This window comes from Streptomyces sp. NPDC044064, assembly GCF_056434245.1.
In genome coordinates this window covers 1-22,677 of the sequence record NZ_JBWKFN010000055.1, presented here as the reverse complement: position 1 = coordinate 22,677, position 22,677 = coordinate 1, and the positions used below count along the sequence as shown (strand labels likewise).

Annotated in this window: 2 protein-coding genes; both read left to right on the top strand. The window is 73.2% G+C overall.

Annotation, left to right across the window (positions count from 1 at the left end):
• Positions 1-8 precede the first annotated feature (8 nt).
• A complete protein-coding gene (locus tag AC07DS_RS45165; RefSeq protein WP_479154547.1) occupies positions 9-16,559 on the top strand; it encodes a type I polyketide synthase in 16,551 nt (5,516 codons plus the stop codon).
• Positions 16,560-16,624: 65 nt separating this feature from the next.
• Positions 16,625-22,677 (top strand): SDR family NAD(P)-dependent oxidoreductase (locus AC07DS_RS45160; RefSeq protein WP_479154544.1); only part of this gene is annotated, 6,053 nt, incomplete at its 3' end.

Sequence of the window (22,677 nt, the reverse complement as noted above, 5' to 3'; positions counted from 1 at the left end):
AGGTTGACATCCCGATGTCGAACGAGCAGAAGCTGCGCGACTACTTGAAGCGGGCGATCGCAGACCTTCACGAGACGCGCGAGCAACTGCGAGAGGTGAACGACAGGAGCCGGGAACCCATTGCCGTCGTCGGCATGGCCTGCCGCTACCCGGGCGACGCCCGCTCGCCCGAGGAGCTGTGGCGTCTGGTCCGCGACGGTGTGGACGCCGTCTCCGGGTTCCCGGCCGACCGCGGCTGGGACCTCGACGCCCTGTACGACCCGGACCCGGCCGCGCAGGGCACCACCTACACCCGCGAGAGCGGCTTCCTGCATCGTGCGGGGGACTTCGACGCCGAGTTCTTCGGAATCTCCCCCCGCGAGGCACTGGCCATGGACCCGCAGCAGCGGCTGATGCTGGAGACCGCGTGGGAGGCCGTCGAGCGCGCCCGGATCGACCCGGCCTCCCTGCGCGGCAGCCAGACCGGCGTGTTCATCGGCGCCGGGCACGGCGGATACGACTCCGGTTCCGGAGGGGAGCAGCGGGAAGAGGTCGCGGGCCACCTGCTGACCGGCAACACCGTCAGCGTCGCCTCGGGCCGCATCTCCTACACGCTCGGCCTGGAAGGCCCCGCGATCACCGTCGACACCGCGTGCTCCTCGTCTCTCGTCGCCCTGCACCTGGCCGTGCAGTCCCTGCGCCGCGGCGAGTGCTCACTCGCCCTGGCCGGCGGCGTCACCGTGATGTCGACACCGCAGATGTTCACCGAGTTCGCGCGTCAGCGCGGCCTCGCGGCGGACGGCCGCTGCAAGCCGTTCGCCGCGGCCGCCGACGGCACCGCATGGAGCGAGGGCGCCGGCGTCATCCTTGTCGAACGCCTCGCCGACGCCGTACGCAACGGCCACCCGGTGCTCGCGGTGGTCCGCGGTACGGCCGTCAACCAGGACGGCGCCAGCAACGGGCTCACCGCCCCCAACGGCCCCTCACAGCAGCGGGTCATCCGCCGGGCCCTCGCCGACGCGGGCGTGCCCGCCCACGAGATCGACACCGTGGAGGCACACGGCACCGGCACCCGCCTCGGCGACCCCATCGAGGCGACGGCACTCCTCGCCACCTACGGCCAGGGCCGCCCCGAAGGCCGCCCCCTGCTGCTCGGCTCGATGAAGTCCAACATCGGCCACACCCAGGCCGCCGCCGGCATCGCGGGCGTCATCAGGACCGTACTGGCGATGCGTGACGGCGTCCTGCCCAGGACCCTGCACCTCGACGAGCCGTCCCCGCACGTCGACTGGTCGTCGGGAGCCGTAGAACTCCTCACCGAGGAGACCGCCTGGCCGAGCAACCCCTGGCCGCGTCGGGCCGCCGTCTCCTCGTTCGGCGTCAGCGGCACCAACGCGCACGTGATCCTGGAGCAGGCACCGCGGACCGACGAGACGGCCTCCGTCCCCGAGCAGCAGGCGCGCCCGCTGCCGTGGCTGCTCTCGGCCAGGACGGCCACCGCCCTCCGCGCCCAGGCCGCCGGACTCGCCGACCACCTGCGCGAGCACACCGGTCTCCCGACCACTGACGTCGCCTGCTCACTGGCCACCACCCGCGCCGCCCTGGACCACCGCGCGGCCGTCGTCGGCGCCGACCACGAAGCCCTCCTGGCGGGCCTGGACGCCCTCGCCGCCGGCGACCACACCGACATCACCGGGGTCGCGGCCAAGGCCCCTCTGGCGTTCCTGTTCTCGGGGCAGGGTTCGCAGCGCCTGGGTATGGGGCGGGAGTTGTACGGCCGGTTCCCGGTGTTCGCGGAGGCCTTCGACGCGGTGTGCGCGGGGCTGGATGAGCACTTGGATGTGTCGGTGCGGGATGTGATCTGGGGTGAGGACGCCGAACAGCTCAACCGGACTGTGTATGCGCAGGCCGGCCTGTTCGCCATCGAGGTGGCGTTGTTCCGGCTGGCTGAGTCGTTCGGCGTTCGCCCGGATTTCCTCGCCGGGCATTCGATCGGTGAGGTGGCGGCGGCGCATGTGGCGGGTGTGTTCTCGCTTGCGGATGCGTGTGCTCTGGTGGCGGCTCGTGGTCGGCTGATGCAGGCGTTGCCGGAGGGCGGGGCCATGCTCGCCGTCCAGGCGACCGAGGACGAAGTACGTCCCCTGCTGGGCGAGTTGGTGTCGATCGCTGCGGTCAACGGACCCCGGGCCGTGGTGGTCTCCGGTGGCGAGGCGGCGGTGGAGGAGATCCGCGCCCACTTCGGTGACCGTAAGTCGACGCGGCTCCGCGTCTCGCATGCGTTCCACTCCCCGCTGATGGACCCCATGCTCGGCGACTTCCGCCGCGTGGTGGAGGGACTCGAGTTCTCGGCTCCGCACCTGCCTGTCGTGTCGAACCTGACGGGCGAGGTCGCGGCGTCGGAGGACCTGTGTTCCGCGGACTACTGGGTGCGCCATGTCCGTGAGGCGGTCCGTTTCGCTGACGGTATCCGGGCCCTCACCGCCACAGGTGTGAGCCGTTTCCTGGAACTCGGCCCGGACGGTGTCCTGACCGCGATGGCGGCGGAGTCCGCCGACGGGGACGCCGTACTCGTCCCGGCCCTGCGTAAGAACCGTACCGAGGAGTCCTCGGTCGTCGACGCGCTCGCCCGGCTGCACACGTGTGGCGTCACCATCGACTGGCCCGAGTTCTTCGCTCCGCTCGGAGCGACCACCGTCGAACTCCCCACCTATGCCTTCCAGCACGAGCGCTACTGGCTCCCGACGGTCCATCAGGCCGTGCGCGGCGGCACGGGCGTCGTCGATCCGGTTGAGGCCTCGTTCTGGGAGGCCGCCGAGCGTGGCGATCTGCCGGCGGCGGCCGCAGTGCTCGGGATCGAGGGTGAGGCTGCCGAGGCGTCCCTGGACGGACTGCTGCCGGTCCTCGGCGTCTGGCGCAACCGCCTGAGGGTCCGCACGGCCGTCGACAACTGGTCGTACCGGACGATCTGGACGGCCATCGGCGGCGGTGCGGCCACGACGGGGCTCGAGGTACGGGACGGCCGTTGGCTGGCCGTCGTGCCGGACTGCGTGTCCGACGACGCCTCGGTCGTCGCACTGCTCGACGGGCTGGCCGACCGGTGCGGGCACCTCGAGCGCGTGTTCGTCACCATGGGCTCCGAGGACGCGGACGGGGATCCGGCGGACCGCGACCTCGCCGACCGGGTGACCGCGGCGCTGAACAAGCACGGGCCGGTGTCCGGTGTGCTGTCGTTCCTGGCGTTCGACGAGCGGCCGCACGTCGCGTTCCCTGCCGTGCCGCGCGGGCTCGCCGCGACGGCCGAGCTGGTGCGGGTCCTGGAGGAGGGAGCCGGGGCGCCGTTGTGGTGCCTGACCCGGGGTGCCGTCACGGTCGGCCCCACGGACCGCCTGACCAGCCCCGTGCAGGCACAGGTGTGGGGCCTGGGCAGGGTCGTGGCGCTGGAGCATCCGCGGCTCTGGGGCGGTCTCGTGGACCTGCCTGCGGCGGTGGACGACGCCGTCGTGGCCCGGGTCGCGGCGGTCCTCGCCGATCGGGCCGAGGACCAGGTGGCCGTCCGCGCGTCCGGCGCTCTCGCCCGGCGGCTGGACCGTGTGCCCGTCCGTGAGGAGAACACGGCCGGCGTGGGGGAGAACTGGAGCGCCCCGCGCGGCACCGTCCTCGTCACCGGCGGCACGGGAGCCCTGGGCGCGCGGGTCGCGCACTGGCTGGCCGACGCGGGCGCCGAACACCTGCTGCTCGCAAGCCGCCGCGGTCCGGCGGCCCCCGGCGCGCCCGAGCTGGAGGCGGAGCTGACCGCACGCGGCGTACGGGTCACCGTCGCCGCCTGCGACACCGCCGACCGCGACGATCTGGCCCGGCTGCTCGCGGCCGTCCCGTCGGACGTTCCGTTGTGCGGTGTCGTGCATGCCGCCGGTGTCCTCGACGACGGCGTTCTGGACTCGCTCGGTGTGGACCGGTTCGAGTCGGTCCTGCGGGCGAAGGCCGAATCCGCCCGCCATCTGGATGAGTTGACGCGCGCTGCCGGCCGGCAGCTGTCGATGTTCGTGATGTTCTCGTCGATCACGGGTGTGCTCGGAAACGCCGGACAGGCCAACTACGCCGCCGCCAACGCCTACCTGGACGCACTCGCCGAACTCCGGCACGCCGAGGGCCTGCCGGCGACCTCCGTGGCCTGGGGCAGCTGGGCCGACGCGGGCATGGCCGCGGACAACGCGGCACTCGCCGGACGGATGCGCCGCGACGGACTCACCCCCATGGCTCCCGGACTTGCCCTCGCCGCCCTGCAGCGGGCCGTCGCCCTGGGAGCCGCCTGCCGAACCGTCGCGGACGTCGACTGGGAGCTGCTGGCTCCGTCGCTGACGGCGGCCCGGCCCAGCGCGCTGATCGGCGACCTGCCGGAGGTGCGCGGGCTCCGTGACGCCGGCACACCGGGACCCGGAGGCCCGTCTCCTCTGCGGGACCGGCTCGTCGCCCTGTCGTCCGCCGCCGAGCAGGAGCGGGTGCTGCTGGAGCTCGTCCGCGAAGAGATCGCGCGAGTGCTGGGGCACGCCTCGGCAGGCACCGTCGACGTCCAACGGGCCTTCCGGGAGCAGGGCTTCGACTCGCTGACCGCCGTGGAGCTGCGCAACCGGCTGACGGCCGCGACGGGCGTACCACTCCCGGCCACCCTGCTGTTCGACCACCCGACCGCCGTCGCCGTCGCCGCCCATCTGCGGGCGGAGCTGCTCGGCGGGCAGGCCGGTACGGCCGTCCTGCCGACGACGTCCACCGCATCCGCCGACGAGCCCATCGCGATCGTCTCGATGGCCTGCCGGCTCCCCGGCGGGATCGGCTCGCCGGAGGCCTTCTGGGAGCTGCTCTCCCAGGGCGTCGACGGCATGTCCGGTTTCCCGGCCGACCGGGGCTGGGACACCGACGGGCTCTACCACCCGGACCCGGACCACGAGGGCACCAGCTACGTCCGCGAGGGCGGGTTCCTCACGGACGTAGCCGGGTTCGACGCCGGTTTCTTCGGGATCTCGCCGCGTGAGGCGCTCGCGATGGACCCGCAGCAGCGGCTGCTGCTCGAGACCGCGTGGGAGGCCGTCGAGCGGGCCGGGATCGCCCCCGACACGCTGCGCGGCAGCGCCACCGGCGTGTTCGTCGGCTCCAACTTCCAGGACTACCAGAACCTCTTGGGCGGCACGGCCGACGACCACAGCGGGCACATGATGACCGGCAACGCGGCCAGCGTGGTCTCCGGACGGGTGTCCTACGCGTTCGGCTTCGAAGGCCCGGCGGTGACCGTCGACACGGCCTGCTCGTCCTCGCTGGTCGCCCTGCACCTGGCCGCCCAGGCGCTGCGCCGCGGCGAGTGCAGCCTCGCGCTGGCGGGCGGCGTGACCGTCATGTCGACTCCGCAGGTGTTCGTCGGGTTCTCCAGGCAGCGCGGCCTCGCTCCCGACGGACGGTGCAAGGCGTTCGCCGCGGCCGCCGACGGCACCGGCTGGGCCGAGGGCGTCGGCCTGCTCCTCGTCGAACGCCTGTCCGACGCCGTACGCAACGGGCACCGGGTCCTGGCCGTCGTCCGTGGCACCGCAGTCAACCAGGACGGCGCCAGCAACGGGCTCACCGCGCCCAACGGTCCCTCCCAGCAGCGCGTCATCCGCCGGGCGCTGGCGGACGCCGGACTCACCACGGCCGATGTGGACGCGGTGGAGGCGCACGGCACCGGCACCCGGCTCGGCGACCCGATCGAGGCACAGGCGCTGCTGGCCACGTACGGCCGGAACCGGCCGGAGGGCCGGCCGCTGCTGCTCGGCTCGGTGAAGTCGAACATCGGGCACACCCAGGCCGCCGCCGGTGTCGCCGGTGTGATGAAAATGGTGCTGGCGATGCGGCACGGTGTGCTGCCCCAGAGCCTGCACATCGACCAGCCGTCCCCGCACGTCGACTGGTCGGCCGGCGACATCGAACTGCTCACCGGACCCATGCCCTTGCCCGACGTGGACCGCCCGCACCGCGCGGGTGTCTCCTCGTTCGGCATCAGCGGCACCAACGCGCACGTGATCATCGAGGCGGGACCCGAGCCGGACCCCGCCGAGCCCGTCGTATCCCTCCCCGCCGCCCTGCCCTGGGTGCTGTCCGCGAAGAGCGAGGACGCGCTGCGCGCCCAGGCGAGCCGCCTGGCCGCACACCTCAGGGCCGCGGGGAAGGCCCCGGACCTGCCCGGGATCGCCCGCGCGCTCGCCACCACCCGTACCGCCATGGACCACCGCGCGGCCGTCGTGGCCGCCGACCGGGACGGCTTCCTCACCGGACTCGACGCCCTGGCCGAGGGCGGCGCCGCTGCGAACGTCCGCGACGCGGTCTGCGAGGCCGACGGGGACACCGTGTTCGTCTTCCCCGGTCAGGGCTCCCAGTGGGTGGGCATGGCTCTCGAACTCCTCGATGTGTCCGCGGTGTTCGCCGGGCGCATGGCCGAGTGCGCCGACGCGCTCGCCCCGTACACCGACTGGTCGCTGACGGAGGTGCTGCACGGCAGGGACGGCGCCCCGTCCCTGGACCGGGTGGACGTCGTCCAGCCCGTGCTGTTCGCCGTCATGGTGTCGCTGGCCGAGCTGTGGAAGGCCCACGGTGTCAAGCCGGCGGCCGTCGTCGGACACTCCCAGGGCGAGATCGCCGCGGCCTGTGTCGCAGGCGCGCTGTCCCTGGACGACGCTGCCCGCGTGGTCGCCCTGCGCAGCCGGGCCCTGACCGCGCTGTCCGGCCTGGGCGGCATGGTCTCGGTCTCCCGGCCCGTCGACGAGGTACGCGAACTGCTCAGGGCCTGGGGCGACCGCCTTTCCCTGGCCGCCGTCAACGGCCCCGGCTCCGTCGTGGTCTCCGGCGAACCGGACGCCCTCGACGAGCTGATCGCCACCTGCGAGCGTGACGGCGTACGCGCCCGCAGGATCCCCGTCGACTACGCCTCCCACTCCGCCCAGGTGGCCCGGATCGAGGACGAACTCCACACCCTCCTCGCCCCCGTGGCGCCCCGCGCGGCGGACATCCCCTTCTACTCCACCGTCAGCGGCACCCCGATCGACACGACGACGCTGGACGCCGCGTACTGGTACCGCAATCTGCGCGGAACCGTCGAGTTCGAACAGGCCACGCGCGCGCTGCTGGACGCGGGCCACCGGGTGTTCGTCGAGGTCAGCCCGCACCCGGTGGTCACCACCGCAGTGCAGGAGACCATCGAGGCCGTGGGCGCCTCGGCCGCCGCGACCGGTACCCTCCGTCGCGACGAAGGCAGCCTCGACCGCTTCCTCCTCGCGTTCGCCGAGGCCCGCAACAACGGCACCCGCGTCGACTGGGACACCTTCTTCACCACCGCCGCCCAGGGCGCGGCGCGCCGCACGGCGGCCCTGCCGACGTACGCCTTCCAGCACCGGACGTACTGGCCGCGAGCGGTCGCCGGCGTGGCCGGCGACGTCGCCTCGGCCGGACTCGGCACCCTGGACCACCCCCTGCTTGGCGCATCTCTGTCCCTCGCCCAGCAGGACGGACTCGTGGCGACCGCACGCTGGTCCCTGCACACCCACCCCTGGCTCGCCGACCACGCCGTCTCCGACACGGTGATCGTGCCGGGCGCCGCCCTGGTCGAGGCCGTCATCCGGGCCGGCGACGAACTCGGCTGCGGCAGGCTGGAGGAGCTCACCCTGCACGCACCCGTCCTGGTGCCCGAACGCGACGGCATTCAGGTGCAGCTCTCCGTGAGCGCCCCGGACGAGTCGGGGACCCGGCCCGTCACCGTCCACACCCGCCCGGCGGCCGACCCCGGCAGCACCTGGACCCGCAACGCCACCGGAGCACTGGCGGCCCCCGTCGAGCGGGCTCCCGACGGCCTCGGCAGCTGGCCCCCGCGGGGCGCCGAGCCCGTCGCCGGGATGGCGGACCACTACGCCGCCCTGCGCTCCGAAGGCTATGAGTACGGTCCGGTGTTCCAGGGCGTACGCGCGGCATGGCGGCTCGGCGAGGACGTGTACGCCGACGTGGTGCTGCCCGAGGCGGCCCAGCCGGACGCGGCCCGCTACGGCATCCACCCCGCCCTGCTCGACGCGTCGCTCCACGCCGGCGGGCTCGGCCCGCTGAACAACGACGACGGCACCACCGGCCTGCCCTTCTCCTGGACGGGCGTCACCCTGCTGGCGACCGGTGCCACCGCACTGCGGGTGCGGATCTCCCCGGCCGGACCGGGGGCCGTGACCGTGCTCATGGCCGACACCGAGGGCCGGCCCGTCGCGGTGATCGACTCCCTGGCCGTACGACCCGTCACCCCTGGATCGCTGCACACCTCCGGTGAGACGTCACGCGCCGTCCGCGACGCCCTCCTCCACCTGGAGTGGACGCCCCTGCCCACGCCCGCCGCCGACCCGGCGGCGGCTCCACAGGCCGCGAGGTGGGCCGTACTCGGCGACGCGGCCGAACCGGCGCACCTGACAGCCCTCGCCGAAGGCGGAGCGACCGTCGAGCAAGGGCACGACCTCGACGCCGTCGCCGACGCACCCGGCTTCGTCCTGATGGCGGCCCCCTCGCGGCTCCCGGACGCCACCGCACCCGAAGCCGCCGCGGCCGCCCTTGAGCAGGTACTGGAACGGCTCCAGGCCTGGCTCACCGACACCCGCTTCGACGGCACGCGCCTCGTCGTCGTCACCCGGGGCGCGGTAGCCGCCGACCCCGGCGCCGACGTCCACGACCTGCCCGGCGCCGCCCTCTGGGGACTGCTCCGCACGGCCCAGACGGAGAACCCCGGCCGCATCGTCCTGGCCGACCTCGACGACGACCCCGCCTCCTGGCGGGCCCTGCCGCACGCCGCCTCGGGGGACGAACCCCAACTGGCGCTGCGGCACGGCACCGCCCACGCCCCGCGCCTGTCGCGCACCCCCACGGCTGCCGCGCTGCCCGTGCCCGCCCACGGCACCCCGTGGCGGCTGGAGATCCCCGAGAAGGGCACCGTCGACAACCTCGTCCTCGCGCCGTGCCCCGAGGCCGAGGCGCCCCTGGAGCCCGGGCAGGTCCGGATCGCGGTCCGCGCCGCCGGCCTGAACTTCCGGGACGTCCTCAACACGCTCGGCATGTATCCGGGCGGCGCCGAGTTCCTCGGCTCCGAGGCCGCCGGCGTAGTCGTCGAGGCAGGGCCGGGCGTCACCCGGCTCGCCCCCGGCGACCGGGTGATGGGCATGGTGGCGGGTGGGTTCGGCCCGCTGGCGGTGGCCGACCACCGGGTGCTCGTGCGGATGCCGCACGACTGGACGTTCGCGCAGGCGGCGGCCACCCCGGTCGTCTTCCTCACCGCCTACTACGCGCTGCGCGACCTCGCCGGCCTCACACCGGGCGAGTCCGTGCTCGTCCACGCGGCCGCGGGCGGTGTGGGCATGGCCGCCACCCAGCTGGCCCGCCTGTGGGGAGCCGAGGTCTTCGGCACGGCCGGCGAGCCCAAGCAGCGCATGCTGCGCGCCGACGGCTGGCCCGCAGACCGGCTGGCCTCCTCCCGCACCCTCGACTTCGAGGACAGCTTCCGCGCCGCCAGTGGCGGACACGGGATGGACGTCGTCCTCAACTCCCTCGCCGGGGAGTACGTCGACGCGTCCCTGCGCCTGCTGCGGCCCGGCGGCCGGCTGATCGAGATGGGCAAGACCGACATCCGCGACGCCGACACCGTCGCCCGGGACCACGACGGCGCCTTCTACCGCGCCTTCGACCTCAAGGAGGCCGGAGCGGACCGCATCGGCGAGATGCTCGACGAACTCGTCGACCTGTTCGAGGCGGGCAGGCTGAGCCCGCTCCCGGTCACCGCCTGGGACGTCCGGCACGCACCCGAGGCGTTCCGGTACGTCTCCCAGGCCCGGCACACCGGCAAGGTTGTACTCACCGTGCCGCGCCCCTGGGACCCCGAGGGCACCGTCCTGATCACCGGAGGCACCGGTACCCTCGGCCGCGCGCTCGCCCGGCACCTCGTCACCGGACACGGCGTCCGGCACCTCCTGCTCGCCGCCCGCAGCGGCCCCGACAGCCCCGGCGCCCGGGAACTGGTCGAAGAACTCGCGCAGTCGGGCGCGGAAGCCACCGTGGCCACGTGCGACGCCGCCGACCGTGACGACCTGGCGCGGCTGCTCGCGGCCGTACCCGACGCCCACCCGCTGACCGCCGTCGTCCACGCCGCCGGCGTCCTCGACGACGGAGTCATCGCCTCCCTCACCCCCGAACGTCTGCGGACCGTGCTGCGGCCCAAGGCCGACGCGGCCTGGAACCTGCACGAACTGACCCGGCACCACGACCTCGCCGACCTCGTGCTGTTCTCCTCCGCGGCCGGCGTGTTCGGCAACGCGGGACAGGGCAACTACGCGGCCGCCAACACCTTCCTCGACGGCCTCGCCCGGCACCGCCAGGTCCGGGGCCTGCCCGCCACCTCCCTCGCCTGGGGTCTGTGGAGCCAGGCGAGTGACATGACCCGGCACCTGGACGACGCCGACCTGGCCCGGGCCCGGAACACCGGCGCCCTGCCGCTGTCCACCCCCGACGGCCTTGCCCTGTTCGACGCCGCGCTCGCCGCCCGGCGGGCCCTGCTCGTTCCCGCCCCGCTCGACGACCGCCTGCTGCGCACCCGTGATCGGTCCGCCCTCCCGCCCGTCCTGCGGGCCCTGTTCAGCGGACCGGCCCGCCGCGCCGTCGACCCCGCCCGGGCGACAGGCGACGGCGGACTGCGCGGGCGGCTGGCCGAACTGCCCGCCGGCGAACGCCGCACCCTGCTGCTCGACCTCGCCACCGGCCACGCCGCCGCCGTCCTCGGCCACGCGAGCGCCGACCTCGTCCACACCGGAAGGGCGTTCCGCGACCTCGGCTTCGACTCGTTGACCGCCGTCGAACTGCGCAACCGGCTGGCCACGGCGACCGGACTGCGGCTGCCGGCCACCCTGGTCTTCGACCACCCGACGCCCGCGGACCTGGCCGAGCACCTGGACGCCCTGCTCTGCGACGGAGCCGCCGCACCCGCGGCCCACTCCGCGGACGCCGGAACACCGCTGCGCGCCGACGAGCCGATCGCCGTCGTCGGCATGGCCTGCCGCTACCCGGGCGGCGTGCGCACCCCGGAGGACCTGTGGACCCTGCTGTCCACCGGAACCGACGCCATCGGCGGATTCCCCACCGACCGCGGCTGGGACCTCGACGGGTTCTACGACTCCGTCCCCGAACACCCCGACGCCTCCCGCACCCTCGAAGGCGGGTTCCTGCACGACGCCGCCGACTTCGACGCGGACTTCTTCGGCATCAGCCCCAACGAGGCGACGGCCATGGACCCGCAGCAGCGGATCCTGCTGGAGACCGCGTGGGAGGCCGTCGAACGGGCCGGGATCGACCCCCGGTCCCTGCGCGGCAGCCGCACCGGAGTGTTCGCCGGCGTCTCCTCCAGCGACTACCTGGCACGGGGCGCGGACATCCCCGACATCCTCGCGCCGTACGTCAACAACGGCAACGCCGACAGCGTCGTCTCGGGCCGGGTCTCCTACACCCTCGGCCTGGAGGGCCCGGCCGTCACCGTCGACACCGCCTGCTCCTCCTCCCTGGTCGCCCTCCACATGGCCGTGCAGGCACTGCGGCAGGGCGAGTGCACGCTCGCCCTCGCGGGCGGTGTCACCGTCATGTCCTCACCCGTGATCATCGTCGACTTCTCGCGGCAGCGCGGGCTGGCCGCCGACGGCCGCTGCAAGCCGTTCTCCGACACCGCCGACGGCACAGGCTTCGCCGAGGGCGCCGGGCTGCTCGTCGTCGAACGCCTCTCCGACGCCCTGCGCAACGGACACCGGGTCCTGGCCGTCGTACGCGGCTCCGCCGTCAACCAGGACGGCGCCTCCAACGGCATGTCGGCCCCCAACGGGCCGTCGCAGCAGCGGGTCGTCCGCCAGGCCCTCGCCGCCGCCGGCCTCACGGCCGCCGACATCGACGCCGTCGAGGCGCACGGCACCGGCACCAGGCTCGGCGACCCCATCGAGGCACAGGCGCTGCTCGCCACCTACGGCCAGGAACGCCCCGAGGACAACCCGCTCCGGGTGGGCTCCATCAAGTCGAACATCGGACACGCCCAGGCCGCGGCGGGTGTCGCCGGAGTGATGAAGATGGTCCTCGCCCTGCGCGCCGGCCTGCTGCCCAAGTCGCTCCACATCGACACACCCACCCGGCACGTCGACTGGTCCACCGGCGCCGTGCGCGTGCTCGACGAGGCCGAGCCCTGGCCGGCGGACGCCGACCGTCCGCGCCGGGCGGGCGTCTCCTCGTTCGGCATCAGCGGCACCAACGCCCACATCATCCTGGAGGAAGGACCGCGGACGGCCCCGGCGGAAGACACGGCGGCGGAGGCAACCCCGTCCTCGCACCCAGATGGGCCGACGCCCGCGCCTGTGGTGCCCCCGGCCGAACCCCTGCCCTGGCTGCTCTCCGCCCGCGGCGCGCAAGCCCTGCGCGGCCAGGCCCGGTCGCTCCTCGCCCACCTGGACACCCCGGCCGGACGGCGGGCCACCGCCCGCGACATCGCCGCGTCCCTCGTCGCCCGCCGCTCGCTGCTCGAACACCGTGCAGTGGTCACCGGGACGGACGACGACACCCGGCGCACCGCTCTGCGTGCCCTCGCCGAGAACACCCCGGCGCCCGGTCTCGTCACCGGCCGCCACACCGCGGGCCGCGACCGCAGGACCGTCCTGGTCTTCCCCGGCCAGGGCTCCCAGTGGACCGGCATGGGCGCCGAACTCCTGGACACCTCACCGGTGTTCGCCCAGCGGATCGCGGAATGCGACCAGGCGCTCGCCCCCTGCACCGACTGGTCGCTGACCGGCGTCCTCCGTGGTGCCGCGGACGCCCCCTCGCTCGACCGCGTCGACGTGGCACAGCCCACCCTGTGGGCCGTGATGGTCGCGCTCGCCGAGGTCTGGCGTGCCCACGGGGTCGAACCCGCGGCGGTCCTGGGCCACTCCCAGGGCGAGATCGCCGCGGCCTGCGTCGCCGGAGCCCTCTCCCTCGACGACGGCGCCAAGGTGGTCGCCCGGCGCAGCCGCGCCATCGCCGACGACCTCTCCGGACACGGCGGGATGGTCTCGATCGCGGCCTCGCACGACACCGTGCTGACCATGCTGGAGCCCTGGGGCGAACGGATCTCCGTCGCCGCCGTCAACGGGCCCGCCAGCGTCGTCGTCTCCGGTGAACCGGAAGCCCTCGACGGCCTCGCCGCCGCGTGCGCAAAGGACGGCGTCCGCGCGAAGCGGATCCCCGTCGACTACGCCTCGCACTCAGCCCAGGTCGAACGCATCCGCCCACGACTCCTGGACGATCTCGCCGGGATCGGGACCCGCCGGGCCCGCGTCCCGTTCCTGTCCACCGTCACCGGGGAGTGGATCGACGAGAACACCCCCCTCGACGCGCACTACTGGTACGAGAACCTGCGCCGCACCGTCCGCCTCGAGGACGCGCTGCACACTCTGCTCCGGCACGGACACGATGCCTTCGTCGAGTCCAGCCCGCACCCCGTTCTCGTCACCGGCATCGAGGACACCGTCGCCGCCGCGGAGGCCGACGCGGTCGTCATCGGCACCATCCGAAGGGACGACGGCGGCCCGGCCCGGATCCTGACGTCGCTGGCCGAGGCCCACGTGCGCGGCGTACGCGTCGACTGGACCGGCACCGTCGCCGGCGGCCACGCCGTGGACCTGCCGACGTACGCCTTCCAGCGCCGCCGGTACTGGCTGGACGCCGCACCCCGGACCGCCGCCGGGCGTCCGGCCGACCCGTCGGGCCTGGATGCGGCCGTCCACCTCGCCGACGGCCACGGCACGGTCGTCCTCACCGGCACGATCGGCGAGCGCAGCCACCCATGGCTCGCCGAACACACCGTGCACGGCACGACCGTGGTCCCGGGCACCGCGCTGACCGAATGGGCGGTCCGCGCGGCCGACGAAGCCGGCTGCGCGACCGTCGACGCCCTCACCCAGCACACCCCGCTGGTCCTGCCCGAGGGCGCGACGGCCGACCTGCAGGTGACGGTCGGGACACCTGACGATACGTCAGGGACCCGCACCCTCACGGTGTTCGCACGCCATGGGGGAGCGGAAGCAGACGCGCCGTGGACCCGCCACGCAACGGGCACCCTGGCCGCCGACGCGCCCGTACACGCACACGCGGACCTCGGAACCTGGCCGCCCCGGGACGCACAACCCGTCGACACCGAAGCGATGTACACCGCGCTCGCCGCGCAGGGACACGACCCGGGACCGCTCTTCCGCACCGTGCGCGCGATGTGGCGGCGCGGCCAGGACACCTTCGCCGAGGTGGCACTGCCCGAGGAACACCGCACGGACGCCGCACACTTCCGTAGCCACCCCGCTCTTCTGCAGACCCCGCTCGCGATCGAGTGCGCGGCCGCAGGCGGCACGGCCGGACTGCCCGTTGCCTGGCAGGGCATGTCCCTGACCGCCGTGGGCGCCGCCGAGCTGCGCGTACGGCTGACCCGCGCGGAGGACGGCACCGTGACCGTGACGGCCACGGACCCGGCCGGTGGGCCCGTCCTGACGATCGAATCGGTGACCACCCAGCCGCTCACGCACGAGCAGCTCGCGACGGCCACGGCGACAGGCCACGACGCCCTGTTCCAGACCGAGTGGACCGAATGGACCACCCAGGCCGAAGAGGACGCCCACCCGACCGCAGAACCGCTCTCCTTCACCGACCTGAACGCCCTGCGCACCGCACTCCAGGACCCCGACGGACCGATCCCCGCAGCCGGCACCGTGCTGCTGCGCCTCGACTCCTGCGGCCCCGTGCCCGGCGCCGACCCCGCACCCGTACGGGAGCTGCTGCACCTGACCCAGCAATGGCTGCGCGAGCCGCGTCTCACGGACTCCCGTCTCGTCCTGGTCACCCGCAACGCCGTTGCTACCGGCCCGGACGACGACATCCCGGCCCCCGTCGACGCCGCCGCCCGTGGTCTCGTCCGCTCGGCGCAGTCCGAACACCCCGGCCGATTCCTGCTCGTCGACACGGACGGCGACGACGCCTCGGAACGCGTCCTCGCCCGGGCCATCGCCTCCGCCGCCACCACGACGGAGACCCAACTCGCCCTCCGCGGCGGCACCGTGACCGTCCCCCGCCTGCACCGCGCCGAAGCCGCCGAAGGCCACACCGGCTGGGGCTGGGACACACACGACGCAGGCACCGTCCTCATCACCGGCGGCACCGGAACCCTCGGCGCACTCGTCGCCCGCCACCTGGTCCAGCGGCACGGCGTACGCCACCTGATGCTCACCGGCCGCCGCGGCCCGGCCGCACCGGGCGCCGACACGCTGCGGGACGAACTCACCCGCATGGGCGCCGAGGTCACCGTCGCCGCCTGCGATGCGGCCGACCGCGACGGGCTCGCCGAACTGCTCGCGGCCATCCCCGACGAGCACCCGCTGACAGCCGTGGTCCACGCCGCCGGCGTCCTCCAGGACGGCCTCCTGGAGAGCCTGACCCCGCAGGACCTCGACAAGGTCTGGCGGCCCAAGGCGGAAGCGGCCTGGAACCTGCACGAGCTGACCCGCGACGCCAAACTGTCGGCCTTCGTGGTCTTCTCCTCGTTCGCCGGCGTCATGGGCGGCATGGGCCAGGCCAACTACGCGGCCGCCAACGCCTATCTCGACGCCCTCGCACAGCACCGTCGCGCCCAGGGGCTGACCGCCGTCTCACTCGCCTGGGGATACTGGGGAGATTCCAGTGAAATGACGTCCACGCTGGACCCCGTGGACGTCGCCCGCTTCGCACGCTCCGGCATGCTGCCGCTGTCGGCAGGCCAAGGACTCGGCCTGCTCGACGCCGCGGCGGCCGTCGACCGTGCCCTCCTGGTACCCGCCCGCCTCGACCTGCGGACCATCGCCTCCTCGGGCGACGTACCGCCATTGCTGCGCGGCCTCACGGCCCGCCGTACGCCCGTGCGCCGAGCGGCCGACACCGGCCCGACGGCGGCCGGCACGGTCCCTGACGGACGGCGCCCCGCCGGCCACGAACTGAGGGACCGGATGGCCGGGCTGAGCGACACCCGGCGCGACGCCCTGCTGCTCGAACTGATCGCCGGACACGTGGCGAGCGTCCTCGGTCACGGCTCCGCCGCGGCCATCGAGCCCGAGCGGGGCTTCCTCGACCTCGGCATGTCCTCCCTCACCGCGGTGGAAGTCCGCAACCGGCTCAACGCCGAGACGGGCCTGCGCCTGCCCACCACAGCGATCTTCGACCACCCCACGCCCCTCGCCCTCGCCCGCCACCTGCGCGGGCGACTGGCGGCGGGCACGGACGGCGACGACACGGCACCCTCCCTCTTCGCGGGACTCGACGCACTGGAGACGGCCGTGTCGGCATCCGACCTGGACGCCGGGAACCGCGCCCGGCTCGTGACCCGCCTCAAGGCACTCCAATGGAAGCTCGACGCCACCGGTGACGAAGCCCCGGACGAGGACGGCGCCGACACCGACGCCGACCTCGCGGCCTCCACCGACGACGAGATGTTCGACCTCATCGACAAAGAACTCGGCCTCGCCTGAACAAGCCCAGCCGACCACCAGCACCAGCCGCACCACCCCATCCCGACTGCGAGGATCTCCCACCCATGGCACCCACGGCACCCAAGGCCGCCGGCTCCGGCTCCGGTTCCTCCGAGGACAAGCTCCGCGACTACCTCAAGAAGGTCACCGCGGACCTGCGGCGCACCAAGCAGCGGCTGGAGTCCGTCGAGGCACGGGACAGCGAGCCGATCGCCATCGTGGGCATGGCCTGCCGCTACCCCGGCGGCGTGCGTTCCCCCGAAGACCTGTGGCGGCTGGTGGCCGACGGCACCGACGCGATCGGCGAACTTCCGCAGGACCGCGGGTGGGACACCGAAGGGCTCTACGACCCCACCCCGGGCACCCCCGGGAAGAGCTACGTACGACACGGCGGCTTCCTCGACGCGGCCGCCGACTTCGACGCCGACCTCTTCGGCATCGCACCCAGGGAAGCCCTCGCCATGGACCCCCAGCAGCGACTGCTGCTGGAATCCGCCTGGGAGGCCGTCGAGCATGCCCGGATCGACCCGGCGTCCCTGCGCGGCAGCCAGACCGGCGTCTTCATCGGCGGCGCCGACACCGACTACGGATCTCTCGCCAGGCAGACCGACGAGACCGAGGGGCACCTGCTCACCGGCGGCGCCGTCAGCGTCCTCTCCGGCCGCATCGCCTACACCCTCGGCCTCGAAGGCCCCGCCGTCACCGTCGACACCGCCTGCTCCTCAGCCCTCGTCGCCCTCCACCTCGCCGTCCGCGCCCTGCGCGCCGGCGAGTGCGGCATGGCGATCGCCGGCGGCGTCGCCGTCATGCCGACGCCCCGCCTGTTCACCGAGTTCTCCCGTCAGCGCGGACTGGCCACGGACGGCCGCTGCAAGCCCTTCGCCGAAGCCGCCGACGGCACATCCTGGGCCGAGGGCGTCGGCGTCCTGCTCGTGGAACGGTTGTCGGACGCCCGCCGCAACGGCCACGAGGTCCTGGCCGTGGTCCGCGGCACAGCGGTCAACCAGGACGGCGCCAGCAGCCGGCTCACCGCCCCCAACGGTCCCTCACAGCAACGTGTCATCAACGCCGCCCTCGCCAACGCACGGCTGACCCCCGACCAGATCGACGCCGTCGAAGCGCACGGCACGGGCACGACCCTCGGCGACCCCATCGAGGCCCAGGCCCTGCTGGCGACGTACGGACAGGGCCGGCCCGAGGACCGCCCGCTGCTGCTGGGCGGCATCAAGTCGAACATCGGCCACGCCCAGGCCGCCGCCGGCGTGGCGGGCGTCATCAAGACGGTCATGGCGATCCGCCACGGCATCCTGCCGAAGACCCTGCACGTGGACGAGCCCTCGTCGCACGTCGACTGGACGGCCGGTGCCGTCCGGCTGCTCACCGAGCGCACCGAATGGCCCGGGACGGACCAGCCCCGCCGCGCGGGCGTCTCCGCCTTCGGCATCAGCGGCACGAACGCCCACGTGGTGCTGGAACAGGCCGACGAGCTGCCCGCCCCCGAAGAAGAGCCCACGGTGTCCCCGGGCGTGGTGCCGTGGGTGCTGTCCGGCAAGACGGAGGACGCCCTGCGCGACCAGGCCACACGCCTGCTCGCCCATACGGCACAGCACCCCGAGGTCCGTCCGGCAGACGTCGGCCTGACCCTCGCCGCCGGGCGCGCGGTACTCGACCACCGAACCGTCCTCCTGGACGGCCGCCCGACCGCTCAGGGCGCGGCGAGGCCTGGCAGATCTGCGTTCCTGTTCTCGGGGCAGGGTTCGCAGCGCCTGGGTATGGGGCGGGAGTTGTACGGCCGGTTCCCGGTGTTCGCCGAAGCCTTCGACGCGGTGTGCGCCGGTCTGGACGGGCACTTGGATGTGTCGGTGCGGGATGTGGTCTGGGGTGAGGACGCCGAACAGCTCAACCGGACTGTGTATGCGCAGGCCGGCCTGTTCGCCATCGAGGTGGCGTTGTTCCGGCTGGCTGAGTCGTTCGGCGTTCGCCCGGATTTCCTCGCCGGGCATTCGATCGGTGAGGTGGCGGCGGCGCATGTGGCGGGTGTGTTCTCGCTGGCGGATGCGTGTGCTCTGGTGGCGGCTCGTGGCCGGCTGATGCAGGCGTTGCCGGAGGGCGGGGCCATGCTCGCCCTCCAGGCGACCGAGGACGAAGTGCGTCCGCTGTTGGGTGAGTTGGTGTCGATCGCTGCGGTCAACGGGCCCCGGGCCGTGGTGGTCTCCGGTGGCGAGGTGGCGGTGGAGGAGATCCGCGCCCACTTCGGTGACCGTAAGTCGACGCGGCTGCGGGTCTCGCATGCGTTCCACTCCCCTTTGATGGACCCGATGTTGGAGGACTTCCGCGGTGTGGTGGAGGGTCTGTCCTTCGGCGCGCCACTGATTCCGGTCGTGTCGAACCTGACGGGCGAGGTCGCGGCGTCGGAGGATCTGTGCTCGGCGGACTACTGGGTGCGCCATGTCCGTGAGGCGGTCCGTTTCGCCGACGCCATCCGCACCCTCACCGCCACAGGTGTGAGCCGTTTCCTGGAACTCGGCCCGGACGGTGTCCTGACCGCGATGGCGGCGGAGTCCGCCGACGCGGACGCCGTACTCGCCGCCGTGCTCCGCAAGGACCGCGACGAGGAGACGACCACGCTCCAGGCCCTGGCCCAGCTGTACGTCTCCGGCGCAGCTGTCGACTGGACGACCGTGTTCGCCGGAACGGGTGCCCGCCGAGTCGATCTGCCGACTTACGCCTTCCAGCACCGGCGCTACTGGCCGACGCCCTCGGCAGCTCGCGACGGTGACATCCGGTCCGCAGGCCTGGAGACGGCGGACCACCCCCTGCTCAGCGCCTCGGTCGAGCTCTCCGACGGCGACGCCCTGCTGTTCACGAGTCGGCTGTCGCCCCAGACCCACCCATGGCTCGCGGATCACGTCGTGATGGGGCAGGTGCTGCTGCCCGGCACGGCGTTCCTGGAACTCGCGGTACGCGCGGCCGACGAGGCCGGCTGCGGAACCGTCGAAGAACTGACCCTCGCCGCGCCCCTCGCCGTCCCGGCGTCCGGCGGCGTTCACATGCAGCTCCAGATCGGCCCGGCGGACGAAACCGGCCGACGAGCCGTCGGCGTCCGCTCCCGGCTCGAAGGAGCCACCGACCAGGCATGGACCCAGCACGCCACCGGTGTGCTGGCCCCGTCCTCCGCGGCACCCGGGGAGACGAAGAAAACCGTCTTCGACACCTCGGAATGGCCCCCCACGGGTGCTGAGTCCGTGGATCTCACCGATCTCTACGACAACATGGCACAGGGCGGTTTCGGCTACGGTCCCGTGTTCCAGGGCCTGCGCTCCGCCTGGCGGCTGGGCGACGACGTGTTCGCCGAGGTCGCGCTGCCGGAGGGGACCGACGGTGGTCCCTTCGGCCTGCACCCGGCGCTGCTCGATGCCGCGCTGCACGTCACCGCGTTCAACGGGATGCCCCGCGGTGTCGTGCCGTTCTCCTGGGAACGGGTGACACTGCACGCTTCGGGCGCCTCCTCGATACGGGTACGGGTCAGCCGTACCGACCAGGACACCGTCTCTGTAGAGGTTGCCGACCAGGCCGGTGGAGCCGTCGCCTCCATCGGCTCCCTCGTCCTGCGCCCGGTCTCGGCCGGCTCGGCGCCGGCGACGGGCCGTGACGACCTGTTCGTGGTCGACTGGGCCCGGGTACCGGGCTCCGGCGCGGCGGTCACGTACGTGGAGGTGGCCCCGGAGGCGGACGCTCTCGACGCATTGCCGGCCGACGCCCCGCACAGGGTGGTGGTCCGTCCACCGCTCTCGGACCCGGAAGACGTGGTTGGGTCGGTGCACGCGACGACGGCGCGAGTGCTGGAACTGCTGCGGGCATGGCTCGGCAACGACCGATTCGCCGACTCCCGCATGGTGTTCGTGACCCGTGGAGCGACGACCGGCGCGGACCTGGCCGGTGCCGCGGTGTGGGGTCTGGTGCGGTCGGCGCAGTCGGAGAACCCCGGGAGGTTCGGTCTGGTCGATCTCGACGGCGACGACGCGCTCCCGGCGCTGGAGTCCGTGCTGGCCCTGGACGAACCGCAGCTCGCGGTCCGGGGCGGTGAGGTGATGGTCCCGCGACTGGCTCGCGCCGCAACCTCTGACGGGTCCGAGGCCGTGGTCTGGGACGGCACCGTCCTGGTCACCGGTGGTACGGGTGGTCTGGGCCGGGTGATCGTCCGGCACTTGGTGGCGGAGCACGGTGTGCGCGACCTGCTGCTGGTCAGCAGGCGCGGTCCCGCGGCCGAGGGAGCGGCGGAACTGGTCGCCGAGCTGGCCGAGTTGGGTGCTGAAGCCCGGATCGAGGCATGCGACGCGGCCGATCCGGATGCGGTGGCGGACCTCGTCGCCCGCCATCCGGTACGGGCCGTGGTCCACACCGCGGGCGTGCTCGACGATGGAATCGTCACCTCCCTCACGCCGGAACGGCTGGCCACCGTGCTGCGGCCAAAGGTCGACGCGGCCTGGAACCTCCACCAGGCGACGCAACACCTCGACCTGACGGCCTTCGTTCTCTTCTCCTCCGTCTCCGGCATCTTCGGTGGCCCCGGCCAAGCCAACTACGCAGCCGGCAACACCTTCCTGGACGCCCTCGCCCAGCACCGCCGAGCCCACGGACTCCCCGGACAGTCCCAGGCGTGGGGCCCCTGGACCCGCGACGGCGGCATGATCGGCACCCTGTCCGAGACCGATGTCCGGCGCATCGCCCGCACGGGCATGCCCGAGCTGACGCCCGCCGAAGGAGCGGCACTCTTCGACGCGGCCCTGCGCGTGCCCGACGCTGTGGCCCTTCCCGTACGGTTCGACTTCACCGCCCTGCGGGCACAGGACGAGGTCCCCGGGATGCTCCGCGGACTCGTACGCCCGGGGAGGCGCATTCGCCGGTCGGCAGCGGCTGCCTCCCCCACAACGGCAGGCCTGACCCAGACCCTTTCCCGCCTGGCGGCCGACGAACGACGCGATGTCCTTCTCGACCTCGTGCGCAGCCAGGCCGCCCTCGTGCTCGGCCACACCGACCCGTCGCACGTGGACCCGACCCGCGCCTTCCAGGAGCTCGGGTTCGACTCGCTGACCGCCGTCGAACTCCGCAACCGCCTGGGCAAGGCGACCGGTCTGCACCTGCCGGCCACCGTCGTCTTCGACTACCCCTCGGTGGAAGCCGTGGTGGACCTCCTGCTCGACGAGTTGTTCGGTGGGGAGGTCGAGTCGGCTGAGTTTGTGCCGGTGAGGTCGGTGGTGGCTGATGACCCTGTGGTGATCGTGGGTATGGCGTGCCGGTATCCGGGTGGCGTCGAGTCGCCGGAGGGTCTGTGGCGGTTGGTGTCCGAGGGTGCGGATGCGGTGGGTGCGTTTCCCTCGGATCGTGGTTGGAGTGTGGAGGGGGAGTCGTTCGCGCGGGCGGGTGGCTTCCTGTACGGCGCGGGTGATTTCGATGCGGACTTCTTTGGGATGAGTCCGCGTGAGGCGCTGGCTACGGATGCTCAGCAGCGGTTGTTGTTGGAGGCGGCGTGGGAGGCGTTCGAGCGGTCGGGGATTGATCCGGTGTCGCTGCGTGGCAGTCGGACCGGGGTCTTTGCGGGCGTGATGTACACCGACTACCGGGACCTGTTGGAGGGCGAACAGTACGAGGGCTTCAGGGCCAACGGAAGTGCACCCAGCGTCGCTTCGGGGCGTGTGTCGTATGCGCTGGGGCTGGAGGGTCCGGCGGTGACGGTGGACACGGCGTGTTCGTCGTCGCTGGTGGCGATGCACTGGGCTGCGCAGTCGTTGCGTTCGGGTGAGTGTTCGTTGGCGGTGGCCGGTGGTGTGACGGTGATGTCGACGCCGACGACGTTTGTGGAGTTCGCGAAGCAGGGTGGGTTGTCCAGTGATGGGCGGTGTCGTTCGTTCTCGGATGCGGCTGATGGTGTGGGCTGGTCCGAGGGTGTGGGCATGGTGGTGTTGGAGCGGTTGTCGGATGCGCGTCGTCTTGGGCATCGGGTGCTTGCGGTGGTGCGTGGTTCGGCGGTCAATCAGGATGGTGCGTCGAATGGTCTGACGGCGCCGAATGGTCCGTCGCAGCAGCGGGTGATTCGTCAGGCGCTGGCCAGTGGTGG